Origin of the sequence: Novosphingobium sp. (assembly GCF_031424035.1) — a bacterium.
Lineage (GTDB): Bacteria > Pseudomonadota > Alphaproteobacteria > Sphingomonadales > Sphingomonadaceae > Novosphingobium.
This window is the reverse complement of sequence record NZ_JANPGP010000027.1, coordinates 165728-184590: the sequence shown is the minus strand read 5'-3', so window position 1 is coordinate 184590 and position 18863 is coordinate 165728. Positions and strand designations below refer to the sequence as shown.

Annotated in this window: 22 protein-coding genes; 7 read left to right on the top strand and 15 right to left on the bottom strand. The window is 60.6% G+C overall.

From position 1 onward, the window contains the following. Positions 1-11 precede the first annotated feature (11 nt). Positions 12-1208 (bottom strand): hypothetical protein, encoded by a 1197-nt coding sequence (locus RMO89_RS04205; RefSeq protein WP_310531381.1) that lies wholly within the window; start codon positions 1206-1208, stop codon positions 12-14. A gap of 115 nt (positions 1209-1323) precedes the next feature. Here RMO89_RS04205 and RMO89_RS04200 point away from each other — a divergent pair, with 115 nt between their 5' ends. Further along, positions 1324-2199, top strand: coding sequence for an alpha/beta fold hydrolase (locus RMO89_RS04200; RefSeq protein WP_310531379.1), 876 nt, complete (start codon positions 1324-1326; stop codon positions 2197-2199). Here RMO89_RS04200 and RMO89_RS04195 read toward each other — a convergent pair. Both RMO89_RS04195 and RMO89_RS04190 read right to left on the bottom strand, forming a co-directional pair. Then, positions 2194-3525, bottom strand: coding sequence for an MFS transporter (locus RMO89_RS04195; RefSeq protein WP_264415385.1), 1332 nt, complete (start codon positions 3523-3525; stop codon positions 2194-2196). The two genes, RMO89_RS04200 and RMO89_RS04195, sit on opposite strands and share 6 nt — an antisense overlap. Before the next feature lie 20 nt (positions 3526-3545). Beyond that, positions 3546-4307, bottom strand: a complete 762-nt coding sequence (locus RMO89_RS04190; protein ID WP_264415384.1) for a hypothetical protein — start codon at positions 4305-4307, stop codon at positions 3546-3548. A 125-nt stretch (positions 4308-4432) separates the two neighbouring features. On the opposite strand from RMO89_RS04190, the gene RMO89_RS04185 reads away from it, so the two are divergent. After that, positions 4433-5248: an SDR family oxidoreductase gene (locus tag RMO89_RS04185; RefSeq protein ID WP_310531376.1), complete on the top strand. Its 816-nt coding sequence runs from the start codon at positions 4433-4435 to the stop codon at positions 5246-5248. Here the strand turns inward: RMO89_RS04185 and RMO89_RS04180 are convergent. Genes RMO89_RS04180 through RMO89_RS04125 form a run of 12 tightly spaced genes read right to left on the bottom strand, consistent with a single transcriptional unit; the run spans position 5245 to position 14798 of the window. Then, complete coding sequence (locus tag RMO89_RS04180; RefSeq protein ID WP_310531375.1) at positions 5245-5787, bottom strand: VOC family protein; 543 nt, start codon at positions 5785-5787, stop codon at positions 5245-5247. The two genes, RMO89_RS04185 and RMO89_RS04180, sit on opposite strands and share 4 nt — an antisense overlap. Beyond that, positions 5777-7030 (bottom strand): hypothetical protein, encoded by a 1254-nt coding sequence (locus RMO89_RS04175; RefSeq protein WP_310531374.1) that lies wholly within the window; start codon positions 7028-7030, stop codon positions 5777-5779. The genes RMO89_RS04180 and RMO89_RS04175 overlap by 11 nt, the downstream gene beginning before the upstream one ends. Next, a complete protein-coding gene (locus RMO89_RS04170) occupies positions 7027-7803 on the bottom strand; it encodes an SDR family oxidoreductase (protein ID WP_310531373.1) in 777 nt (258 codons plus the stop codon). Before RMO89_RS04170 ends, RMO89_RS04175 begins: the two co-directional genes overlap by 4 nt. Next, positions 7800-8969, bottom strand: coding sequence for a sulfotransferase (locus RMO89_RS04165; protein ID WP_310531371.1), 1170 nt, complete (start codon positions 8967-8969; stop codon positions 7800-7802). The genes RMO89_RS04170 and RMO89_RS04165 overlap by 4 nt, the downstream gene beginning before the upstream one ends. Before the next feature lie 13 nt (positions 8970-8982). Beyond that, complete coding sequence (locus tag RMO89_RS04160) at positions 8983-9786, bottom strand: SDR family oxidoreductase (RefSeq protein ID WP_310531370.1); 804 nt, start codon at positions 9784-9786, stop codon at positions 8983-8985. 5 nt (positions 9787-9791) lie between these two features. Next, positions 9792-10631: an SDR family NAD(P)-dependent oxidoreductase gene (locus RMO89_RS04155; protein WP_310531368.1), complete on the bottom strand. Its 840-nt coding sequence runs from the start codon at positions 10629-10631 to the stop codon at positions 9792-9794. 2 nt (positions 10632-10633) lie between these two features. After that, complete coding sequence (locus RMO89_RS04150) at positions 10634-11020, bottom strand: hypothetical protein (protein ID WP_310531367.1); 387 nt, start codon at positions 11018-11020, stop codon at positions 10634-10636. Positions 11021-11044: 24 nt separating this feature from the next. Then, on the bottom strand, positions 11045-11914 hold the full coding sequence (locus RMO89_RS04145) for an NAD(P)-binding domain-containing protein (protein ID WP_310531366.1): 870 nt from the start codon (positions 11912-11914) through the stop codon (positions 11045-11047). Positions 11915-11940: 26 nt separating this feature from the next. Beyond that, a complete protein-coding gene (locus tag RMO89_RS04140; protein ID WP_310531365.1) occupies positions 11941-12693 on the bottom strand; it encodes a tyrosine-protein phosphatase in 753 nt (250 codons plus the stop codon). A gap of 4 nt (positions 12694-12697) precedes the next feature. Then, positions 12698-13204 carry a VOC family protein gene (locus RMO89_RS04135; RefSeq protein WP_264415373.1) on the bottom strand — a complete coding sequence of 169 codons (507 nt, stop codon included), beginning with the start codon at positions 13202-13204 and terminating at the stop codon, positions 12698-12700. 2 nt (positions 13205-13206) lie between these two features. Next, positions 13207-13980 (bottom strand): hypothetical protein, encoded by a 774-nt coding sequence (locus RMO89_RS04130; protein WP_310531364.1) that lies wholly within the window; start codon positions 13978-13980, stop codon positions 13207-13209. Positions 13981-14012: 32 nt separating this feature from the next. After that, positions 14013-14798, bottom strand: coding sequence for an SDR family oxidoreductase (locus RMO89_RS04125; protein WP_310531363.1), 786 nt, complete (start codon positions 14796-14798; stop codon positions 14013-14015). 140 nt (positions 14799-14938) lie between these two features. On the opposite strand from RMO89_RS04125, the gene RMO89_RS04120 reads away from it, so the two are divergent. Genes RMO89_RS04120 through RMO89_RS04100 form a run of 5 tightly spaced genes read left to right on the top strand, consistent with a single transcriptional unit; the run spans position 14939 to position 18862 of the window. Continuing rightward, the gene (locus tag RMO89_RS04120; RefSeq protein WP_264415370.1) at positions 14939-16210 is read left to right on the top strand and encodes a sulfotransferase; all 1272 of its coding nucleotides are present in this window, start codon (positions 14939-14941) and stop codon (positions 16208-16210) included. Between the two features lie 19 nt (positions 16211-16229). Continuing rightward, positions 16230-16547, top strand: coding sequence for a 2Fe-2S iron-sulfur cluster-binding protein (locus RMO89_RS04115; RefSeq protein ID WP_264415369.1), 318 nt, complete (start codon positions 16230-16232; stop codon positions 16545-16547). Between the two features lie 2 nt (positions 16548-16549). Further along, positions 16550-16927, top strand: coding sequence for a limonene-1,2-epoxide hydrolase family protein (locus RMO89_RS04110; protein WP_264415368.1), 378 nt, complete (start codon positions 16550-16552; stop codon positions 16925-16927). Next, a complete protein-coding gene (locus RMO89_RS04105; protein WP_310531362.1) occupies positions 16927-17952 on the top strand; it encodes an LLM class flavin-dependent oxidoreductase in 1026 nt (341 codons plus the stop codon). The genes RMO89_RS04110 and RMO89_RS04105 overlap by 1 nt, the downstream gene beginning before the upstream one ends. Next, on the top strand, positions 17945-18862 hold the full coding sequence (locus tag RMO89_RS04100; protein WP_310531361.1) for a Rieske (2Fe-2S) protein: 918 nt from the start codon (positions 17945-17947) through the stop codon (positions 18860-18862). The genes RMO89_RS04105 and RMO89_RS04100 overlap by 8 nt, the downstream gene beginning before the upstream one ends. Position 18863: the final 1 nt, after the last annotated feature.

The following is an 18863-nucleotide window of genomic DNA, read 5'->3' as shown; positions in this document are numbered from 1 at the left end:
ATTTGCTCCAGTTACCAGATGATACGCATCTGGGCGGCAAGGCGGCGATTGCGCAATGCAATGGCGCGCTCAGCCAGGGTTACGCGCTTTATATCGGCAGGCAGGTGCTGATCGACATCCGCCAGTTTGACTTTCTTCATCGATGGCATTGGCTTTTCGCTCGCTTCAAACCACCGCCCCTGGACCGCACCAGAAGAGTATCCTGAAGTGTCGAGCCAGTTGTGAACACCCGGATCGCGGGCTGAGATGACGGTGCGGAATACGCCATCGCTATCCACCACACCCTGCTTGTCGTTGAGGCTGGCTTGATTGTTGTACCAGTCTGTCGTCTCATAAAGCGCGTTGGTCAGAATGATTGACCAATAGCGGTACTTGGCCGGAACCTTGACCTCGGTGATCAGAGCCTCATCGTCGGCCAGATCATAAGCGCCTTCATAATAGAACTGCCCGGCAAGTCCCGACATCTGGGAGACATCGAAAATCTTCAAGGTGTTGAGATGCCCCTGCTCTCGCAATTCCTCGACATGGGTCGGAAAAGCCAGCGCACAGACGCCGACGATTCCAGGAATTTCGCCAAAGGCATGGTGCAGGGTTTCGGTGGAAGGACGTCCCTTGGCAACATCCACATCCAGCCGGGCAATTCCGAAGCGCGGCTCACGCTCAACGGCCCAATCGCAGCTGACCACGCGGACCATGAATTTTTCGCAGAGGGGGTCAAGCTGTCGCCAGTCACCAGTATATCCGGCCGGTCGCACGGGCGAGATCACCAGCTCGAAATGGCAGTTTGCGTCCAGTACCAAACTGTCGAAATCGATCTGACCCAGCAGCGGATGGTGCTGGCCGGTGCGCAATGTATCCGGCCCCATCTGTGCCAGGATCACCATGCGCACAGTGCCGCGATCTCCCTTGATAACATAGGAGCCGCCCTTTTCGATCAGGCAGGCCTTGTAGATTGTATCGGCATTGGGCTGGAAAATGTTCTGCCCGATGTTCAGTTCGGGTACGAACATCGGATGCCGCCGGTCACCGACAAGGGCATCGTTGGTTGCCCGCGTTACGCCTGACAACAGCAGTCGCATCGATTCTGCCATGATCTGGGGATTGCTGCGCAGCCGTTCCGGCACGCGGCGGCGCATGGCTTCACCCAGCGGGCGCAGGCCATCAATCAGTTTTTCCCATTCAAGGCCATCGCCAGCCATATCCGGCATCCTCTTTCCTTCTGGGTTGTTCTTGCTGATCCCTGCCCCGCGCAACCTGCCGGGCGACAGGTGGACAGCGAGCACTCCTGTCCAAGCTGCCAACCGCAATAGGGACCGCCGCCCAATGAAATCCACAGACATAATGCTCGACGTCACCTCGGTTACCGGCCTTGCGAGGGAGACTCTGATCGCCTCGACACTGCACCTGCCAGACGACATGGACGATCGGCCTTCAAACCTGATCTTCGCTGTCCATGGTGGCGGCTACACCCGGGGCTACTGGCATCCACCATTTGCCGATGAAAGCTATAGCTTTGCCCACTGGTTCACCGATCAGGGCAAAGCAGTTCTGGCGATCGACATGTTGGGCATGGGAGAGAGCACCCGTCCGGAACCGGAAAGCGACCTGAGCGGCGCCATGATCGCTGCGGCCCACGCCGAAGCTCTGCGACAGATTGTCAGCCAATGGGGGCGCCCGGTCGACGTGACCGGCGTAGGCCATTCGATGGGCGGGATGATGATCATTGCACAAGCCGCAGCGCACCGGCAAATGAACCGGGTGGCCGTACTGGGTTGGGCCAACGAACCGATGATCCTGGGCGATACGGATGTAGCCAGTTTGCTGGATGGTCTGAGTTCCAGCGGCTACATTGCCACCCCGCGTGAACCGATGAGGCGGCTGTTCTATGCCGATGACGTTTCCTTGGCGCTGATCGAAGCCGACGAGGCGCACGGATCAACCACACCTGTCACCCTGGGTAGAGAAGCGCTGACGCCGGGGATCGTGCACGCGGCGGCAGCGCTTATCGCAGTGCCCGTACTTGTGGTGCAAAGCGCGGTCGACACCAGCCCTGCACCCGAGAAAGAGCCCGCCTATTTCAGCGGTTCACCTTCGGTTGAATTGCAGATCGTAGAAGCGGCCGCGCATTGTCAGAACTTCGCCGGAACGCGAACTGCTCACTGGGCGCGGCTTAACGACTGGATTGAAAGCAGATCATAGATCGCGCTGACTTTCGATTGCCGCAATCTCGCCCGCGATGGACTTGGCCGCTATCCAATAGCAGGCGATAGCCAACAACAGAAACAGACCCAGCAAGAGAAGTGCCTGCTGCAGCCCGGTGCCCGAAGCGGCTTGGCACAGTGCAGTCGGACCCTGTTCTCGTGCAGCAAGGCACGCCTCGGCATAGCCCGATCCGAAAGCGCGCCTGGCCAACCAGTCGCTCATCCAGCCTAGAAAGGCCGACCCCAGTCCCAGTCCGAACACCGTCTGGCCAAACGCGTGGATCGCGGCCGCAGTCGCCCTCATGCGCGGTTCGACCAGTCGCTGCGTCACGGTCATGATGGTCGGCAAAAAGGCGTAAAGACTGAAGGTGGCAGCAAAAAGCAAAGCGGCCATGATCCGCCAGTCATCCTGATAAATGGCGGCCAGATAGAGCGGCAGGGCCAGCGCCGAACTCGCGATCGGAAGCAGGCCATAGCGGCGGTGATGGTGCGCAGCCAGACGGTCCGCCAGTACACCGCCGACCACACCGCCCAGCGCGGTCGCCATGCTGAAGGTCAGCGCAAAGGTCAGCGCCGCCGACTTGAGATCGAATCCGAAGCGCCGGATAAGCAGCGGGATGAGGAACAGGTTCAGACCAAAACCCACGAGCGCCACCATGCCGCTGCCCACCGTGAAGCCGACAAACGAAGGTGAACGTCCGACAAGGCGCAAAACCTCACGCAGAGGCGGCGCGGCTGCGTCGGCATGGCGGCGCGCCGGTTCGCGAATGGTCAGCCATAACAGCAAGGCAAGCAGCACTCCTGGCCCGCCCATGACGAGGAAGGCCATTCGCCAGCCGTGGGTCTGCGCGATCCAGCCCCCGACAAGCGCGCCAACGGCCCCGCCTACCGACACCCCGACAGCGATCAGCGAAAAAACCGTTGCCCGCTTGTCGGCATCGAAACGGTCAGCAATCATCGATACGACCGGCGGCGTGAAACCCGCCTCGCCAATGCCGACCCCCATCCGGGCCAGCAGCAAATGTGCGTAACTGGTCGCTGCGCCCGACAACATGGTCATGACTGACCAGAGAGTCGTCGCCACCGCGACAATGCCAACCCGGCTCACCCGCTCGGCCAGTCGGGCAATCGGGATACCGATGCCGCCATAGAACAGGGCAAAAGCCACCCCGCCCATCACGCCCAGTTGCAGGTCGCTAAGCCCAAATTCTCGGCGGATCGGTTCTCCGACCACGGAGATGATCATCCGGTCGATGAAATTGGCCATGTAGATCGTGCCAAGCAGCACGATGAACCACCAGTCGCGGCCGGAAAATCGTTTCATTCGGACTTCCCCCTCGGCGGCTATGGTCTCCGCCTTTCCGACATCTGCGCTATCACATGGATGGCAACCATGCACAGAGCCATCGTTGCCGCACCTGCTGCCCAGACCGTCGGTGTGGACCAGCCTGAATTGAGGGCCAGCGATACCGGCGCGGTGGTCGATCCCAGGGTCGAAGCGTAGGTGAAGCTGGGCAGCAACATCAGCCAGAGGCGCTTGGCTCCGGGCAAATGCGGCACGAACAGCGCCAGCGCCGCCCCCAGCACAAATCCGCCCGTTGCATCGCAGAACGAAAACCACAGCGGCGAGCCGAAGATGTGAAACGGCTGATTGCCATAGAAGGCACTGAGTTCGAGCCACTCGCAGATCGAAACGGCTAACCAGTCAACGAAGACCGTTGCGACGAACAGCTGCCAGATACGCGATGCCGACGCCCCGCTTTCGATCACTCGCCAGACCAGATAGGCCGAACTGCCGAAGAACCAGGCATAGCCCAGCGGCACGAACCACGGGATTGTGCGTTCATAGCCCCGGAAGAAGGCCAGATTGTTCTCGTCCGGATACCAGTAGAGCAGCGTATTGTCATAGATCGGCTCGATCATCACGGCCGAGAGCGCCGTGCCGGCGAAGATCAGCGGCATGATCCAGCCCCGCCGCTGGCGTTCACCGCCCACAGCCCACCACAGCAAAATCGCTGCCAGAATCACGCAAGTACCGATCAGGAAGATCGACCCAGCCGGCTCGGGCGCAGGCATGACCGGCATCGGGACGATGGTACTTGGCATGACGGCGTCCTCTGTCCAGTGATGGTGCAGCGTCTAGCCAAGGCTCATCGGAGCTGACCTTTCCTTTGGCAGGTCACGCCGAAAGGCCCATGTGGCGGACAGAACAGGAATAAAGGGATTGAGGCATGACTGGCAGACTTGACGGAAAGATCGCATTGGTGACCGGCGCAGGTGGCGGCATTGGTGCGGCATCGGCCCGGCGTCTGGCTGCGGACGGAGCGACAGTTGTGCTCGCCGATATCGACGCAGCGGCAGCCAAAGCTGCCGCCGCTAATATCTCCAGCGCGGTCGCAATGGCGGTCGACCTGACCGACGAAGCTTCGGTTAAGGCCCTGGCGGACGCTGTGGTCGCTCAGTTCGGCCGGATCGACGTGCTGCACAACAATGCAGCGATCCAGAACGATGCCCAGCGTCAGAAAGACCTCGATGTGGTCAACCTCGATGTTGCTGCATGGGACATGGCCATGGCGGTCAACGTGCGCGGCGCGATGCTGATGAGCAAGCACGTCATTCCACACATGATCGCAGCAGGCGGCGGCTCGATCATCCACAGCGCTTCGGGCTTTGGCGTACAGGGCGAATCGACCCTGACCGCCTATGGGTCTTCAAAGGCAGCGCTGATCCAGCTCAACCGGATGATTGCTACCCAGTATGGCAAACAGAACGTGCGCTCAAACTGCATGGTCATCGGCTTCGTGCTGACACCACTGGCGGTGGAATCGACGCCCGACGTGATCAAGGATATCCTGCTCTCGCATCACCTAACGCCGCAACTCGGCCAGCCCGAAGACATCGCCAATCTGGTGGCCTTCCTTGCCAGCGATGAAAGCAGCTTCATTACCGGAGCGGCGATCCCAATCGACGGCGGCGTTACCGCCCACCAGCCCAGTTATGCCGATTTCCAGAAGCTTTTCGCCCAGATGGGCAGTGCCAAGCTTTAGGCCGCGTATTCCGCCAGCCGCGACATCGGACGGACGGGGTCGGATACCCGGTCCCAGGTGGCATGGGCCTTTGCCATCAGGGCCAGCGAACCAAGCATTGCCTCTGACAATTCCATGAGCTCGACATAGGCGCCGTTCAGCGCCCGCGTATCGAACAGGCAAAATCGCTCACCCGATGGCATTTGTCCGGCATAGGCCACTTGGTGCCCTGCCGCACTGAGCCGCGCATGGTCGGCATCGTATTCGCCACGTGGCATGATGTGGTGCAAGCCTTCGCCGTGCTGTTCCAGAAAATCGCGGAACGGCGACGCACCGTCATTGGTCTGCTCAAGCAGTTCGATCAGCACGCCTCCGGAAAACCCGAAGCCCACCCGCATCGCAACCTCGGTCGGGACGCCGTAATAGAGCTGACCGGGTAGCACGGGCACATCGAACACGAAGAACGGCCCTGCCCCCAGATCGCGGGTCCAGTGCAGCAGCGCCGCGTCAAGGTCGCGGGTGACATGGCACAGCTCGATGATCGAACCTTCAGGCTGCATCGCTCCACCCTTTCGCGCTCGTCCGTTGGGCAAAGGCTTTTGCCCGCTCCGCCATCTGCGTGCGCCGCCCATCCAGATCGATACGCAGGATTTCAGGCGGGATCGCATCCAGTTTCACCAGGCGAACCTCGCGAATCATGCGATCCAGCGGCGGATCTGCGGGCACACCTTGCCAGCGCGTCAGCATCCAGCCTTCGTGCAGGCCGCAAGTGTCAATCCAGTTGGCGACACCGGGATCGGCCAGTGAAACAGCATAGGTCACTGTGCCATCTGCGTTCGGGGTCACTTGCGACCGGTTGATGCTGGCCAGACGGTGCATCGGATCAGGGGCAATGGTCCATGGATCGGTGATCTGGAAGCCGGTGTAATAGCTGTCCACCGGATCAAGTGTGACCAGCACCGCTTCGTCATCGCCAATGGCAAAGCGGCCCCCGGCCAGATAGCCCCAGTTGCCATCGCGGCCGTTGGGCCCGACCAACCGGTTCGGTTCTGGATACCCCAGAAAGTCGTCCTTGAACCCGCGCCAGAAGCTTACCCACGCTGGCATGTCAGCCACGACGCTCGCGGCAATCTGCTCCTCGGTCCGGGGGTGCCAATCAGCAGGCGGATCAAGGCGGCGCACAGTCACTTCGGCGGGCAGTTGATTCCAGTCTGCCTGACTGTCTCGCGTATAAATCTGGATCCGGCCCGGCTCGCTTTGCAAATGCAGCGGACCGCCAGCATCCGGCCCCACGGTCACCGTTATCCTGCCATCACAATCACAATGCGGCAGAAGTTGCTGCAAAGTCAGGGCACCGATATTGCGGCCAAGGCCAGCGTGGTGCTCGGGCTCAATCTCTATCACCACGCTGAACTGCGGCGGGTCGGCAGAAAAGCGAATGTCTATGGCATAGTGCCCCGCGCCATCGATCGGGATTTCCCGGTTGAAATTGTCGGGATTGTCCACCGCAACAGCCGCTCCGCCATAGCTGTGCCCGAACCAGTGGCGTGGCGGGTTGGAGACGTTCCAGACCACTTTGGGAGCGGCAGTGTCGCCATTGGCTTCGCGCATGGCGAGCGCCAGGACCCATTGGTCGAGTGCATGGTCAAGGCTGAGCGCGCCATCCGGAAGGGCTGCCGCCGGATCGTTGCGCATTTCGCGCCGGGCCGCCTCGCGCGCGGCGCGAACGTCAGCCCGCTCGATCAACCGCAGAGCAAGCTCTTCCGCAGTCTCCTGATCTGCTGTGTAAAGCGGATTGGTCACGAGATGGTGCCTACCCGCCCGCCCTCAGTAAAAACTGTGCTGCCGGTGGTATAGCTGGATGCATCGCTGGCAAGCAGGATCGCGGCTCCCACCGCTTCGTCGGCTGCGCCGAAGCGCTTGATCGCGTTGCGTTCGGCGAGCCCCAGCCCCTTGTGGATTTCCGCCTCCTGCCCATCAGGGCTCATCGATCCGACACACAGACAGTTGATCCGCGTGTGAGGCGCTTGGCTCTTTGCCAGTTCGCGTACCAGAAACAGCAGTGCAGCCTTGCTCACTCCATAAGCGACCGCGGGCGGGATCGGCGTGAATCCGCCGCAACTTTGTACCGAGATAATCGAGCCCTTGCCATGTGCCTTCATGTCCGCCTCGGTCAGTTCGGTCAGCCGCCAGGTTGCCATGACATTGACGTCCATCGCGGTTTTCCAGACCTCATCGCTGTTCGCCCACAGCCCGCCATCGTGGGCATAGACCACGCCGGCAGCGGCATTGTTGAACACGATATGGATCGGCCCGAAGGCTTCACGCGCCTTGGCCACCAGACGTTCGAGGTCGGATTTCTCACTTGCATCGGCTGCAACGGCGAGCGCGCGTCCACCCGGCAGCGCATTGATCTCGGCAGCGATCCGATCCAGCCGTTCCTGCGAACGGGCGGAGATTACGACATTGGCCCCCAGTTCCGCATAGGCCTTGGCGACATGCTCGCCCACGCCGGGGCCAACGCCGGTGAGGATTGCTGTGCGGCCATCCAGGCGAAAACGATCGAGCACGCTCATGCTGGTTTCCCCAGAAGATCACCGAAGCGGTCGTAATAGTCCGTCATGCGCGTGCGCACTTCGGCATTGTCGATGCTGTATTGTTCAGGCGAATGCTGGTGTTTGCCCATACGTTTCGCGGCAGGATTATCCGCCAGAAAGCGAGTGATCCGGGCGGCGTGCGCATCGGAAAACGGCAGATCGAACTTGCGATATATCCGCTGCACTGCGCCCATCGGATCGGTGACGACATCCTTGTGGGCCAGATCGATTATCCGTGCTTCGATCGCCGGGTCTGCCCGTGCGGCCAGCGCCCGGTTCATCGCCGCGATCCAGGTTTCCACGACTTCGCGGCCGATTGCCGCCTTGTCCTTGTCGCCGCCGAACGCTGCAAGAAACCCGGCAATAAAGCTGGAAAGCGACGAGAATGTCAGCGCCGGATCGCGGTGGGTCCACACCAGCATTGCGCCCGGATAAGCCTCGATCAGCGCGGGCAGATCGAACAGGTGTTGCGGTGATTTCAGCGTCCAGCGCCCCTTTGGCCCCTTCCACTGGAAGTTCTGGAGCAAGCGTTTGTGCGATACGTACTGGCCGGCCACCCGGTTCTCACGCAGCCATTCGGCAAAGTCGGGCACGCCAAGTTCCGCCGCAAAGTTGGTGCTGCCAAAGTGATACTGCATGCCGTGGTTGCACTCGCCTGGCTGCGTGCAGTCAAAGCGCTGTATATCAAGCAATTGCGGGGCATGTTTCAGCCAGTTGTCATACATCGCCGTGACCTGAGCAATCCGCGGATCGCTGGCGAAGGTTGCGACTTCCGGTGGCGGCCAGGGAACGTACCATTCCCACTCACGCGGAGCGCGCGCAGCGGGATCAAGGCACAGCAGATCATAGCTTATCGTCGTGCCGGTGCGTGGCAAGCCGATGACGATCAGCGGATCGCCCACGTCCTGCTCGGCGATTTCCGGGTGCATACGGTCATCTTCGACAAAGCGCAGGCGCGTTGCCAACTGGCCAACGATATTGTGCGTGGCCATGTGCCGAAGCTGATCATTCGGCGCCATTGCCTCAACTGCCGCAACCAACCGCTCGAAGCCCTCGCGCCAACCGGTATCCGGGCCGAAATCGGCGAGACCGGTCTGTTCGCGTGCTGCTCGCTCCAGGTCAGGAACTTTCAGAGGGACGCTCATGGTATCGGCGCGCTCATGAAAGGTGCTGCTCCATCAGTTGCAGCAGATCGGCATAGTGCGGCTGGTGTGACAATCCGCCGCCAGAAATCGATATATTTTCACCGGTTATATAGCGACTTTCATCTGATGCCAGAAATGCGACCAGTGCGGCAATATCATCCGGCGTGCCGAATTCTGGCGTCAGAATGTGACGCTTGATGATTTCCTTGAGGCCGGGAACCGTCGCGTCCAGCGCTTCGGTCAGGACCACGCCGGGGGCGACCGAATTGCAACGGATGTTTTGCCTGCCGTGCTGGGTGGCGACATATTTGGTCAGCGTGATGATACCGCCCTTCGACGCGCCATAGGCTATCCGCGCAAGGTCGCCCGCCGTACCGCTGTTCGATGCGGTGTTGATGATCGAACCGCCGCCGCCCCTGATCATGTGCGGAATCGCATATTTGCAGCCGAGCAGATAGCCGCGCAGATTGATGTCGATGATCTCGTCCCAGATTTCGATGGGGATGGTCACGGCATCGGTATCAAGCGGATGCTTGGCCGGATCGGTCATCGCCGCATTGTTGTGCAGGATGTCGAGCCGCCCGAAATGGCTGACGGTCTTTTCGACCATGGCTTCAACCGAAGCAGGATCAGATGCATCGAACTGTACGGCCAGGGCCGCATCGCCCAGTGGCCCGGCAACGGCGTTTGCCAAATTGGCGAACACATCGGCAACCGCAACATTCGCCCCCTCGGCCACGAAGCGGCGAACCACTGCCGAACCGATACCCCCGCCGCCGCCGGTGACGATTGCTACCTTGCCTGTCAGTCGGCCCATTTCGCTCACCCTCCAGTAAACATCTTGTTGAATTCAACGAAGCCGACGAGCCGCGCCTTGCGATCTGCCTGCACCTGCGGCTGCTTCTCCTGCCCGGGCCCGTCTGGCACGATCTGCAGCGGCTCACCTGCCAGCAGTCCGGCGAGCGCATTGTGAGTCACGTCCGCCGGGTCATAGACGTCCGAAACGTCGAAGCCTTCGGGCACCATGCGCAACAAAGTGGGCGTGCGCATGATCGGCGCGGCAATGCCGATCACGTCGATCCCGCGCTCATGGTATTCAGCCCACAGCGATTCCGCGAAGTTGATCTCGAAGGCTTTGGTCGCGGAATAGAGCACCAGATTGGGCTGACCGCCCAGCCCGGCACCCGATGCCATGACAATGATCCCGCCGCGCCCTTGTCCATTTTGGCCTCGCGCCAGCATGCCTTTACCAAAGCCGTTGGCCGCATCGATCAGCGTCGAGATATTCATCCGCACCAGCCGGTGCGCGGCATCGGTGCTGTCTTCGAAGAAGCTGGCGAAACCGTCAGCCCCGGCGTTGGAGATATAAAGCCCGACATCTAGGTCAGCCGCCGCTTCTACGATCCGCAGTCCTGCCCCGTCCTCGGTCAGGTCTTGCGCCACCGCGCGATAGGCGATGCCGTATTCGGCCTTCAGCGCTTCGCCCAGAAGGTCCAGCGCGCCCTGGCGGCGCGAGACGAGGACCAGATTGATCCCCATCTCGGCCAATTCGCGCGCATAACATTCGCCCGTGCCTTCGGAGGCTCCCGCGATCACGGCCCACGGACCATATTTGTCGCGGAAGGCAGCCTTGTCGAGCGGCAGGCGGGCGAGTGGGCGCATGGTCAGGCGTCCTTCTTCGTCGCTGCGAACCGCGCCTTGGCCGCCTCGATCCCGCGGAACAGTGCGGTGCAATTGCCAGCCCCTGCATAAAACAGCAGGAACAGCGGAATCTGCTCAAGCTGTTCGTCAGTGAATTCGCCGTTGATCAGCGCGCCAGCCATCTGGATTTCAACCAGATCCTGCCGCCCGAGCATCGCCGTTGCACCCAGCACCATCAGGCGCTTTTCGCGGATGGTGAACGCCTCATTCCCCCACAAGTTGGCAAACTGGTTGCCGACAATTTCCTGATTGAACGGCGAATCCTTGAACGGTGTGACCATGGCTGATGTGCCCGGACCATAGACTGCGTCAAATACTTCGAGGCCCTTGGCCCAGTTTTCATCATTCATAGCTCTTCTCCCGAATTTGAAGGTTCAATCGGCGATCGGCTGGCCAAGGGGGTATTCCAGACCGGAGGTCGACAAGGCGTTCTCTACGATCAGTTCGACCATTGGCAGCCGGGCACCAAACCGCGCGGCCTCGGCAATGGCGACTTCAAGGTCCTTGAGCATCAGCATCTGGAAGTATTCACGCACCTTGGTCTCGGCTGGATCGTTTGCCGGATCAGGTCGCTTCACCATTGACAGGGCGCCTTCCAGTCCACCGCCGGAATTGGGATCGCCCGCCAGCGCCATGGTCAGCTGGTCCAGATCGACACCATAGTTGCGCGCGATCACCGCGCCTTCATACCCTGCGCGCATGCAACCGAAATACGTGGTGTTGCGTGCGATCTTGGCAGCCATGCCTGCGCCCGGCCCACCCATATGGATAACCTGCTGGGCAAAGCCATCGAAGATCGGCTTGGCCGCAGCCAGATCAGCGTCAGAGCCGCCCGCCAAGCAGATCAGACCGTTCTGCGCGGACTTCGGCCCGTTGGTGACACCGCAATCGATCAGGGTGACCCCGGCCGCGTCGCACAGAGCTCGCGCTGCTTCCAGATCGGCCATGGCTACTGTCGAGAGCAGGATCACCGTCTGGCCCGGCTTGCCAGCCGCAAGCACGCCGTCCGGACCGTCGAGCACCGCGATTGTCTGCGCGCCGTTCAGTACGGCGATCAAGACACAATCAGACGCAGCGGCAAGTTCGCGGGGCGTGGCCGACATCGGCGGTGCACCCGGAACATTGGCGGCAGCCTCTGCCCGAACGTCATAGATCGCCGCCAATTGCCCAGAACGCTGCAAGCACTGAGCGACGCCGCCGCCGATGCCGCCAAGTCCAATAACTCCGCCAGTATTCATGTCCATCTTCCTCTGATTGGGGCCGGAGCCGTTCAATTTGCCAGCACCATGCGCAGGCCTTGTTGCATTGTGCCGTCCAGACCGGCGGCCTCGAAATATCCCGGCACATCGGACCAGCGCTGCTTGATCTCGTCCCAAACGGCCTCAAGATAGTCAGCTCGCACGCCGATCAGCGCCTCGATCTGTCCCGCACTGGGCATGAAGCCGAAGCTGGCCATCATGCCCGGCTCGACTTCACCATCGCGTACCAGGTTCGCGCCGAAAATCGCCGATCGCATATAATCCTCGACGATGATTTCGCGGGACACCCCCGCAATTTCCAGCAGCAGGGCAATCGCTACGCCAGTGCGGTCCTTGCCCGCGGTGCAGTTGAGCAACATGGGCACTTCGCCATCGAGCAATGCCCCGGCAATCGCTGGCCAATGAGGCATCAGTGCGCTGACAACCTCACGATAGGTTTCCGCCATGGTTGAAATGGCAATTTCAGGCTCCGGGCCTTTGATCAGACGCTCCCGGCCTTCGTGACCAAAAACGCGCAGATCGGCGTTTACGTCCAGCCCCAGCCATCGGCAATCTGACCCGTGCCAGTCATGTGGCGCTTCCTCACGCTCGCGAGCTGAACGCAAATCGACAATGGCGCGAAAGCCCATGCCTTGCAGCACTGCGAGCTGATCGCTGCTGAAGTTGCGCGGCCCTTCGCTGCGGAAAAGTACGCCTTCACGCATCCGGCCTGTTCCCGCTGGAAGGCCGCCAAGATCACGAAAGTTGAGGCTGGTTACCGGCATGAATTCACCGCGCCGGATAGACGGGTATGGCCGAAGCCAATTGCGCGTAGAAATCATCGTCGAACCATACATGTTCGACATAGTGGCCAAGCGTGCCTCGTTCATCAGTGTAGGCATAGCGCATCAGATCGGCAAAGCCGCCGGTCCATGCCACGGGATGCGCTTGGGCATCGAGTGAGGCCATATGCGCTTCATAGTCGGTCAGCTTGCCGGTGATGCGCATGGCTACGTGATGGAAACACATCGCGAATCTGCCGTCAGCCGGAAGCGGTTCCGAGTGAAGCGGCGCAGAACCATGCAGCGGCTCGATCAACTCGATCTCGGTGCCGCCGACATTGGCCAGAGCGATCTTCAACTGAAACGGGTGCGAGGATTCGAGTCCCGGCATGTCGTTGGTAAAGACATGGAAGGCGGGGACATCGAATGTATCGCGCCAGACCGCCAGCGCCCGATCAAGATCGTTCGTCACATAGGCAATCTGGCTGTGCCGGGCGTTGGGGCGGGGGAACATCGTCAGGGCACCAACACGCTCGGCCCGCCCCACATCAGCCGCGCCAGGATGGGCGGCAACGTAACGACGAGAAAGCAGGTTACTTGAAACATCACGATGAACGCACCGAGCCGCTTCGCCTCATGGCCCCAGCCCGAACCGCTGGCGGCGATGCCCAGCTTCCGTTCGTGCCACCACAGGCCGTTCTCATCCTTGTTCGCCAGCAAGATGACGATCCACGTCGCCCAGAGTGCAAGGACAACAGGCCAGATAAGCGACATTCCCATGCCATTGGCGGCCGTCCACTGCGGGCCGATAACGGCATTGTACGACCACCAGCTTTGAGCGACGGCATTGCCTTCAGCCCAAAGCTCATAGGCTGAATAGAGCGGAAACACCGCGATGAAGGCCCACCAGTTGAGCGATACGGCGGGAAACTTGCGCGACAGCCACAGGGTCAGCATCAGCAGCGGGGTTATCGACAGCGAGAACCACCACCCCCAGCTGAGTGGAATGAACAGCGGTTTGATCGGCGTGGTATAGGCCATTCCCCCCCAGAACGGCAGACGGGCAAACACCGGATTCCACGACAGGTAGGCACCCCAGTCTCCAAAAAACTCCTGCCAGAAGCTCGATGACGCGGCGAGCAACAGGAGCATCATGACTGGCAAACGCTTGGTCCGGATCGCCCAGATTGCGCAAAGCACAAAGATCAGCGGCCAGAGATAGAAGCTGCCCGTCTCCAGCATCCAGGTGTTAACCGGCGGCGGCATTTCGGTTATGCTAGTCGGTTCCATCGCTGATCCCTCAAAAATTCGTCTGACACACTTCAGTTGTTCGCGATCTTGCCGCCATCGACGATCAGCGTATCACCCGTGTGATATCGCGACAGATCGCTGGCGAGGTAAACCACCGCGCCCCACAGATCGTCGGGCTGGCCCGCCCGACCTATCGGCGCTTTTGCCGCCACCATCCCGGCGATCATCTCGCCCATGGCGGGATCGGCCATGGTCATTTCGGTAATGATGAAACCCGGCGCAATCACATTACAGCGGATGCCGTGCGGACCAAGTTCGGCAGCGATACCCTTTGCGAGCGAGTTCAGCGCGCCTTTTGCCGCTCCGTAATGCGTCATCGTCGGCACGCCCTGAAAGATCGAACCGCTTCCGCACAGGATCATCGAACCGCCGGGATCGCCGGCCTGCGCGCGCTCGACCATGTGCCTGGCGACTTCGCGCAAGGTGAATACGACACCGTGCTGGTTGACGTCGATCAGCGCGTGATAGGTTCCAGCATCCATCTCGATAAACGGCTTCTGGCTCGCGATACCGGCATTGGCGACGACCGTATCGATCCTGCCCATCACCGCCAGCGCCTCTGCGACACCTGCGATAATCGACGATTCGTCCGAAACATCCACCGATTGCGCATGGACCTTCACGCCCAACGCACGCAGCTTGTCTGCCGCGCGTTCATTTGCGTCCGGGCGGCGGCCCCAGATCACCAGATCACTGCCGGCCCGCGCCAGACCCTCGGCAAAACCGAAGCCAAGTCCGGAATTCGCCCCGGTCACCAACGAGACCTTGCCGGTCAGATCGAAGAGATTCTGGGCCATGTTATCGTGCGCATCCTCAAGCCGATTTGTGTTCTGATGCGCTGGCTAACCCTGCACCCGATTAAGCCCGCATATCTTTTGGTAGGGCAAGGTTCGTTTTTCTGCCCGTTTAGGTTGCGCCGCGACAAGGAGAGTTTGGCATGGCGGCAAGCGGAGCGAAGGGTGAGGTGTTCGACATCACCGACATGCGCAATCCGGTGCTCACCGAATTGCAGCAGGCTGCCCTTGCCGGCGCCGCTCAAGCCAACTTCGATTTCTCGGCGGAGGCAATTCTTGGCGCAGCGCAGGCCCAGACCGGCCTCAGCGATTTCGGTGCCATGGATTTTGTCGAACGGCTGGAACTGTGGTGCCAATGCGTCAAGGAAGACAGCTTCCTCAGCCCGATTTCCCATGCCGCGCTATGGACGATGTTCCTGCGCTATGCCTCTGATCGCCTGCGGGTAGAGGATATCTGCAAACGCCATCCTGAAATCCTCGACATAGTCATTGATCGCCCGATCATTGTTGCCGGGCCGCCGCGTTCGGGAACGACCCATCTGCTCGGCCTGCTTTCCGCTGACCAGCGCCTGCGCTCGATGCCATGGTGGGAAGCCACTGCACCTGTCCCGACGGAAGCCGACGCGCCGCAAGCAGATGATGCCAATCCGCGCTGGACTCGCGCTGCTGCGGGTTGGGAACAGCAGGACGCGATGATGCCGCTGTTCAAATTCATGCACGAATTCTCGCCTGATCACATCAGCGAGGATATCGAACTGCAAGCGCTCGATTTTTCGTCATACCTGCTTGAATGGCTGGCACTGGTCCCGAAGTGGCGCGACTATTACCTCAACCACGACCAGAGCGGCACCTATGCCTACCTCAAAAAGGGTCTGCAGGTGCTGACTTTCCTGAAGGGGCCCAATCGCTGGGTGATCAAGTGCCCGCAGCACATGGAACAGTTACCGGTTCTGCGCGCCACCTTCCCCGATGCGACCTATGTGATCACCCACAGGGATCCTGTCGCCTCGATCCGCTCGACGCTTTCGATGTGGCTCTATGCCTCGCGCATTCTGCGTACGAAGAGCGATCCTGAGGAGCCCAAGGCCTATTGGATCGATCGCTATCGCATTCTGCTGGAGCGCTGCGTGCGCGATCATCATGTGTTGCCAGCGGATCAGACGGTGGACGTCTATTTTCATCAGTGGATCAAAAACCCTGACGCCATTTTGAGCGAGATCTACGCCAAGGCGGGGATCACGCTCGATGCCGAAACCCTCGCAACCCTGCACAAGTACCATGCGGACCATGACCCCAGCGTCAAAGGCCGCGTGGTGTTTGATCTGGAGCGGGACTTCGGCATTACGGCCGATGATATTAGGGAAAATTTCGAATTTTATTTCAATCACTTCCCGGTCGAACGTGAAGTGAGATAGCGCCCTCAGGAGATTAAATGTGACGACAATCAATGTGATCAATCGTGACGGCAGTTCAAAGGTTGTCGCAGCACAGCCCGGCCAGTCGCTGATGGAGGCGATCCGCGATGCCGGCGTTGATGAACTGCTGGCACTCTGCGGCGGCTGCTGTTCTTGCGCGACCTGCCACGTTGTCATCGACGACGCGGCGATGGGCTGGTTGACCAAGATGAGCGATGACGAGAACGACCTGCTGGACAGCTCCGATCATCGCACGGCCAACAGCCGCCTTTCATGTCAGGTGGCAATTACCCAGGAAATGGACGGAATGACCGTGACCATCGCCAAGGAAGACTGACGATGAGCAGCGCCCTTTCCGAGGTTCTGTCATTTTTCGACGAATGGAAGCCCACACTGGCTGACATGCTCGTGTCGATGGAGCGGCGGTTTACGGATCAGACCGTCTGGGAAAACGTGGGCCTGTCTCGGACGGTAGGCTTTGCCGAGGCAAAGGCCTTCATGGATGGCTTTGCACAGATGAAGCCAATCGAAAGCGGCGAGGTGATCGTTCACCACGCTGCGGAAGTCGGCAACATCGTGCTGACCGAGCGGACTGACAATTTCTACGACAAGGACGGAATTCTCATTGTTTCGATCACGCTGATGGGCGTGTTCGAGATGGACGGGCCCAAAATCATAGCCTGGCGCGATTATTTCGATACCGCGAAGGGCTTCTGATGATGGCCGCTGCCAAGCCTGTATGGGCCGAACTGCCTGTGCTGCCCGCCAACGAATTGGTCCCTTTGGTCCAAGGCTGGGAAGCGGCCGAAGTCGAGGGCGTCTGGGCACCGCAGATTTTTGGCGCGCCGTTCACCACGCTAGCCGCAGCAGCGGCGGTAACCAGCCGGATCAAGCTGGGCACCGGCATCGCCCTCGCCTTCACGCGCAGCCCGCTGGAAACTGCCTGTAGCGCAATTGATCTTGACCATATCAGCGATGGCCGCGCCGTGCTCGGCCTTGGCTCCAGCGCCGAAAGTCAGATCGAAGGAAGCTTCGGCATGAGCTATGGCAAGCCGCTGGCGCATATGCGCGAAGTGGTGGGACAAGTTCGTGAGGTTATCGCGCGCGGCCACACCGGTGAACTGACGCGGCTTGAGGGCGAATATTGCACGCTCGACCTTGCGCACTTCCGCCTGGTCCGCCCCGCCCGTCGCAGTGCCATCCCCGTCTATCTTCCTGCGGTATTCGAAAAGGCCTGCGAACAGGCCGGCGCCATTGCCGATGGGCTGCTCGGTCATCCACTGTGGACCACTCGCTGGCTGAAAGACCGCGTGGATCAATCGCTGAAGGCCGGTCTCGACAAGACCGGGCGCAGCCGGAGCGACATCGACGTCAACCTGATGATCTTCACCGTGATCAATCCCGATCGCGCCGAGGCCATCGCCGATGCGCGTGCCAATATCGCCTTTTACACCCAGTCACCGCAATATCTGCGCTACTTCACCGAAATCGGTTTCGGCAGCCAGGCACTGGCGATTCAGTCAGCCTTCGCGGCGCAGGATTATGACGCCATGGCGAAGGCCTGTCCGGATGACATGGTCAGCGCCATTACCATTCTCGGTTCGATCGACGAGGTGCGCGCACAAGTGGCCGAGCGCGCCGCCCATGCCGATTCCATTACTCCGGTCGTGCCGCAATTTGGTATCGAACCGGGCAAGGCGGCACTTTACCGCCAAAGAATAGCGGAGCTGTTTTATGGCTGAAGCATGGTGGGCTGTTGCCCGATCCGAGGAAGTAACCTCGGCCAAACCGATCAATGTCGATATCGGTGAACAGCCGATAGTCCTGTGGCGCGATCACCAGGGTGTGGCGCATGCCCTTGAAGACCGCTGCCCGCATCGCCGCGCCCCGCTTTCACTGGGCTGCGTGCTGGGCAATGGCATGATCCAGTGCGGCTATCACGGCTGGACCTATGAAGGGAAAACCGGCCATCTCAAGGACATCCCGAACCTGAAGAGCGAGGCAAAATTCCCCGCGCTCTACCGGGCCATACCCTTTGGTGTTGCCGAAAGCGGCGGTTTTGTTCGGGTTTGCCTCGATGCCAAGGCCCCCGCGCCAGAACCGGCTACAGCTACGATGCCCTTGGCTGGCACCGCCAATGTTGCACTTGACCACGAGCATTACATCGCCGCCTTGTTCGACGATCCCTCGCTCGTCCTGTCCATCCGGGGTGTGCGCTTCACACCTTACTTGCTCGCCGAACTGGCCGAGCAGAATGGCAAGCTTGTGCTTGAACGCTCGTGCCAGTGGGCAGGCCTGCACTGGCCTTCGCCCTTCAGCTCGGATTTCCCGATTACGCTGCGCATCTCGGCCGATCCCGTGACGGGGGAATGCGATCTCCTGTTGCGGGACGATGGGTTCAATCCGCTCCTGTCGGCCACTCTTGCCCCGGTTCCTGCCGCAAGAGGGGTTACGCAGATGCGCTGGCGCGCAAAGCTTGAAAACACCAGACCCGGAATCTCGGCAAAACTGATGGGAGTCGGCGCGCCATTTGCCGTCCACAGCACCATCGATGGCGCCGCCTTGCGGGTCCTGAAGCCTTCGGCTTCGATCCACGCCGTCACGCTGCGCAATGAAATTAATGCTCGATCTGCGCAGGTCAGCGCAGCCTGAC

What these genes read in the sequence shown, in the direction of transcription:
- RMO89_RS04205 (WP_310531381.1), bottom strand. Translation starts at nt 1,208, where the DNA reads ATGCCGGATATGGCTGGCGATGGCCTTGAATGGGAAAAACTGATTGAT.
- RMO89_RS04200 (WP_310531379.1), top strand. Translation starts at nt 1,324, where the DNA reads ATGAAATCCACAGACATAATGCTCGACGTCACCTCGGTTACCGGCCTT.
- RMO89_RS04195 (WP_264415385.1), bottom strand. Translation starts at nt 3,525, where the DNA reads ATGAAACGATTTTCCGGCCGCGACTGGTGGTTCATCGTGCTGCTTGGC.
- RMO89_RS04190 (WP_264415384.1), bottom strand. Translation starts at nt 4,307, where the DNA reads ATGCCAAGTACCATCGTCCCGATGCCGGTCATGCCTGCGCCCGAGCCG.
- RMO89_RS04185 (WP_310531376.1), top strand. Translation starts at nt 4,433, where the DNA reads ATGACTGGCAGACTTGACGGAAAGATCGCATTGGTGACCGGCGCAGGT.
- RMO89_RS04180 (WP_310531375.1), bottom strand. Translation starts at nt 5,787, where the DNA reads ATGCAGCCTGAAGGTTCGATCATCGAGCTGTGCCATGTCACCCGCGAC.
- RMO89_RS04170 (WP_310531373.1), bottom strand. Translation starts at nt 7,803, where the DNA reads ATGAGCGTGCTCGATCGTTTTCGCCTGGATGGCCGCACAGCAATCCTC.
- RMO89_RS04165 (WP_310531371.1), bottom strand. Translation starts at nt 8,969, where the DNA reads ATGAGCGTCCCTCTGAAAGTTCCTGACCTGGAGCGAGCAGCACGCGAA.
- RMO89_RS04160 (WP_310531370.1), bottom strand. Translation starts at nt 9,786, where the DNA reads ATGGGCCGACTGACAGGCAAGGTAGCAATCGTCACCGGCGGCGGCGGG.
- RMO89_RS04155 (WP_310531368.1), bottom strand. Translation starts at nt 10,631, where the DNA reads ATGCGCCCACTCGCCCGCCTGCCGCTCGACAAGGCTGCCTTCCGCGAC.
- RMO89_RS04150 (WP_310531367.1), bottom strand. Translation starts at nt 11,020, where the DNA reads ATGAATGATGAAAACTGGGCCAAGGGCCTCGAAGTATTTGACGCAGTC.
- RMO89_RS04145 (WP_310531366.1), bottom strand. Translation starts at nt 11,914, where the DNA reads ATGGACATGAATACTGGCGGAGTTATTGGACTTGGCGGCATCGGCGGC.
- RMO89_RS04140 (WP_310531365.1), bottom strand. Translation starts at nt 12,693, where the DNA reads ATGCCGGTAACCAGCCTCAACTTTCGTGATCTTGGCGGCCTTCCAGCG.
- RMO89_RS04135 (WP_264415373.1), bottom strand. Translation starts at nt 13,204, where the DNA reads ATGTTCCCCCGCCCCAACGCCCGGCACAGCCAGATTGCCTATGTGACG.
- RMO89_RS04130 (WP_310531364.1), bottom strand. Translation starts at nt 13,980, where the DNA reads ATGGAACCGACTAGCATAACCGAAATGCCGCCGCCGGTTAACACCTGG.
- RMO89_RS04125 (WP_310531363.1), bottom strand. Translation starts at nt 14,798, where the DNA reads ATGGCCCAGAATCTCTTCGATCTGACCGGCAAGGTCTCGTTGGTGACC.
- RMO89_RS04120 (WP_264415370.1), top strand. Translation starts at nt 14,939, where the DNA reads ATGGCGGCAAGCGGAGCGAAGGGTGAGGTGTTCGACATCACCGACATG.
- RMO89_RS04110 (WP_264415368.1), top strand. Translation starts at nt 16,550, where the DNA reads ATGAGCAGCGCCCTTTCCGAGGTTCTGTCATTTTTCGACGAATGGAAG.
- RMO89_RS04105 (WP_310531362.1), top strand. Translation starts at nt 16,927, where the DNA reads ATGATGGCCGCTGCCAAGCCTGTATGGGCCGAACTGCCTGTGCTGCCC.
- RMO89_RS04100 (WP_310531361.1), top strand. Translation starts at nt 17,945, where the DNA reads ATGGCTGAAGCATGGTGGGCTGTTGCCCGATCCGAGGAAGTAACCTCG.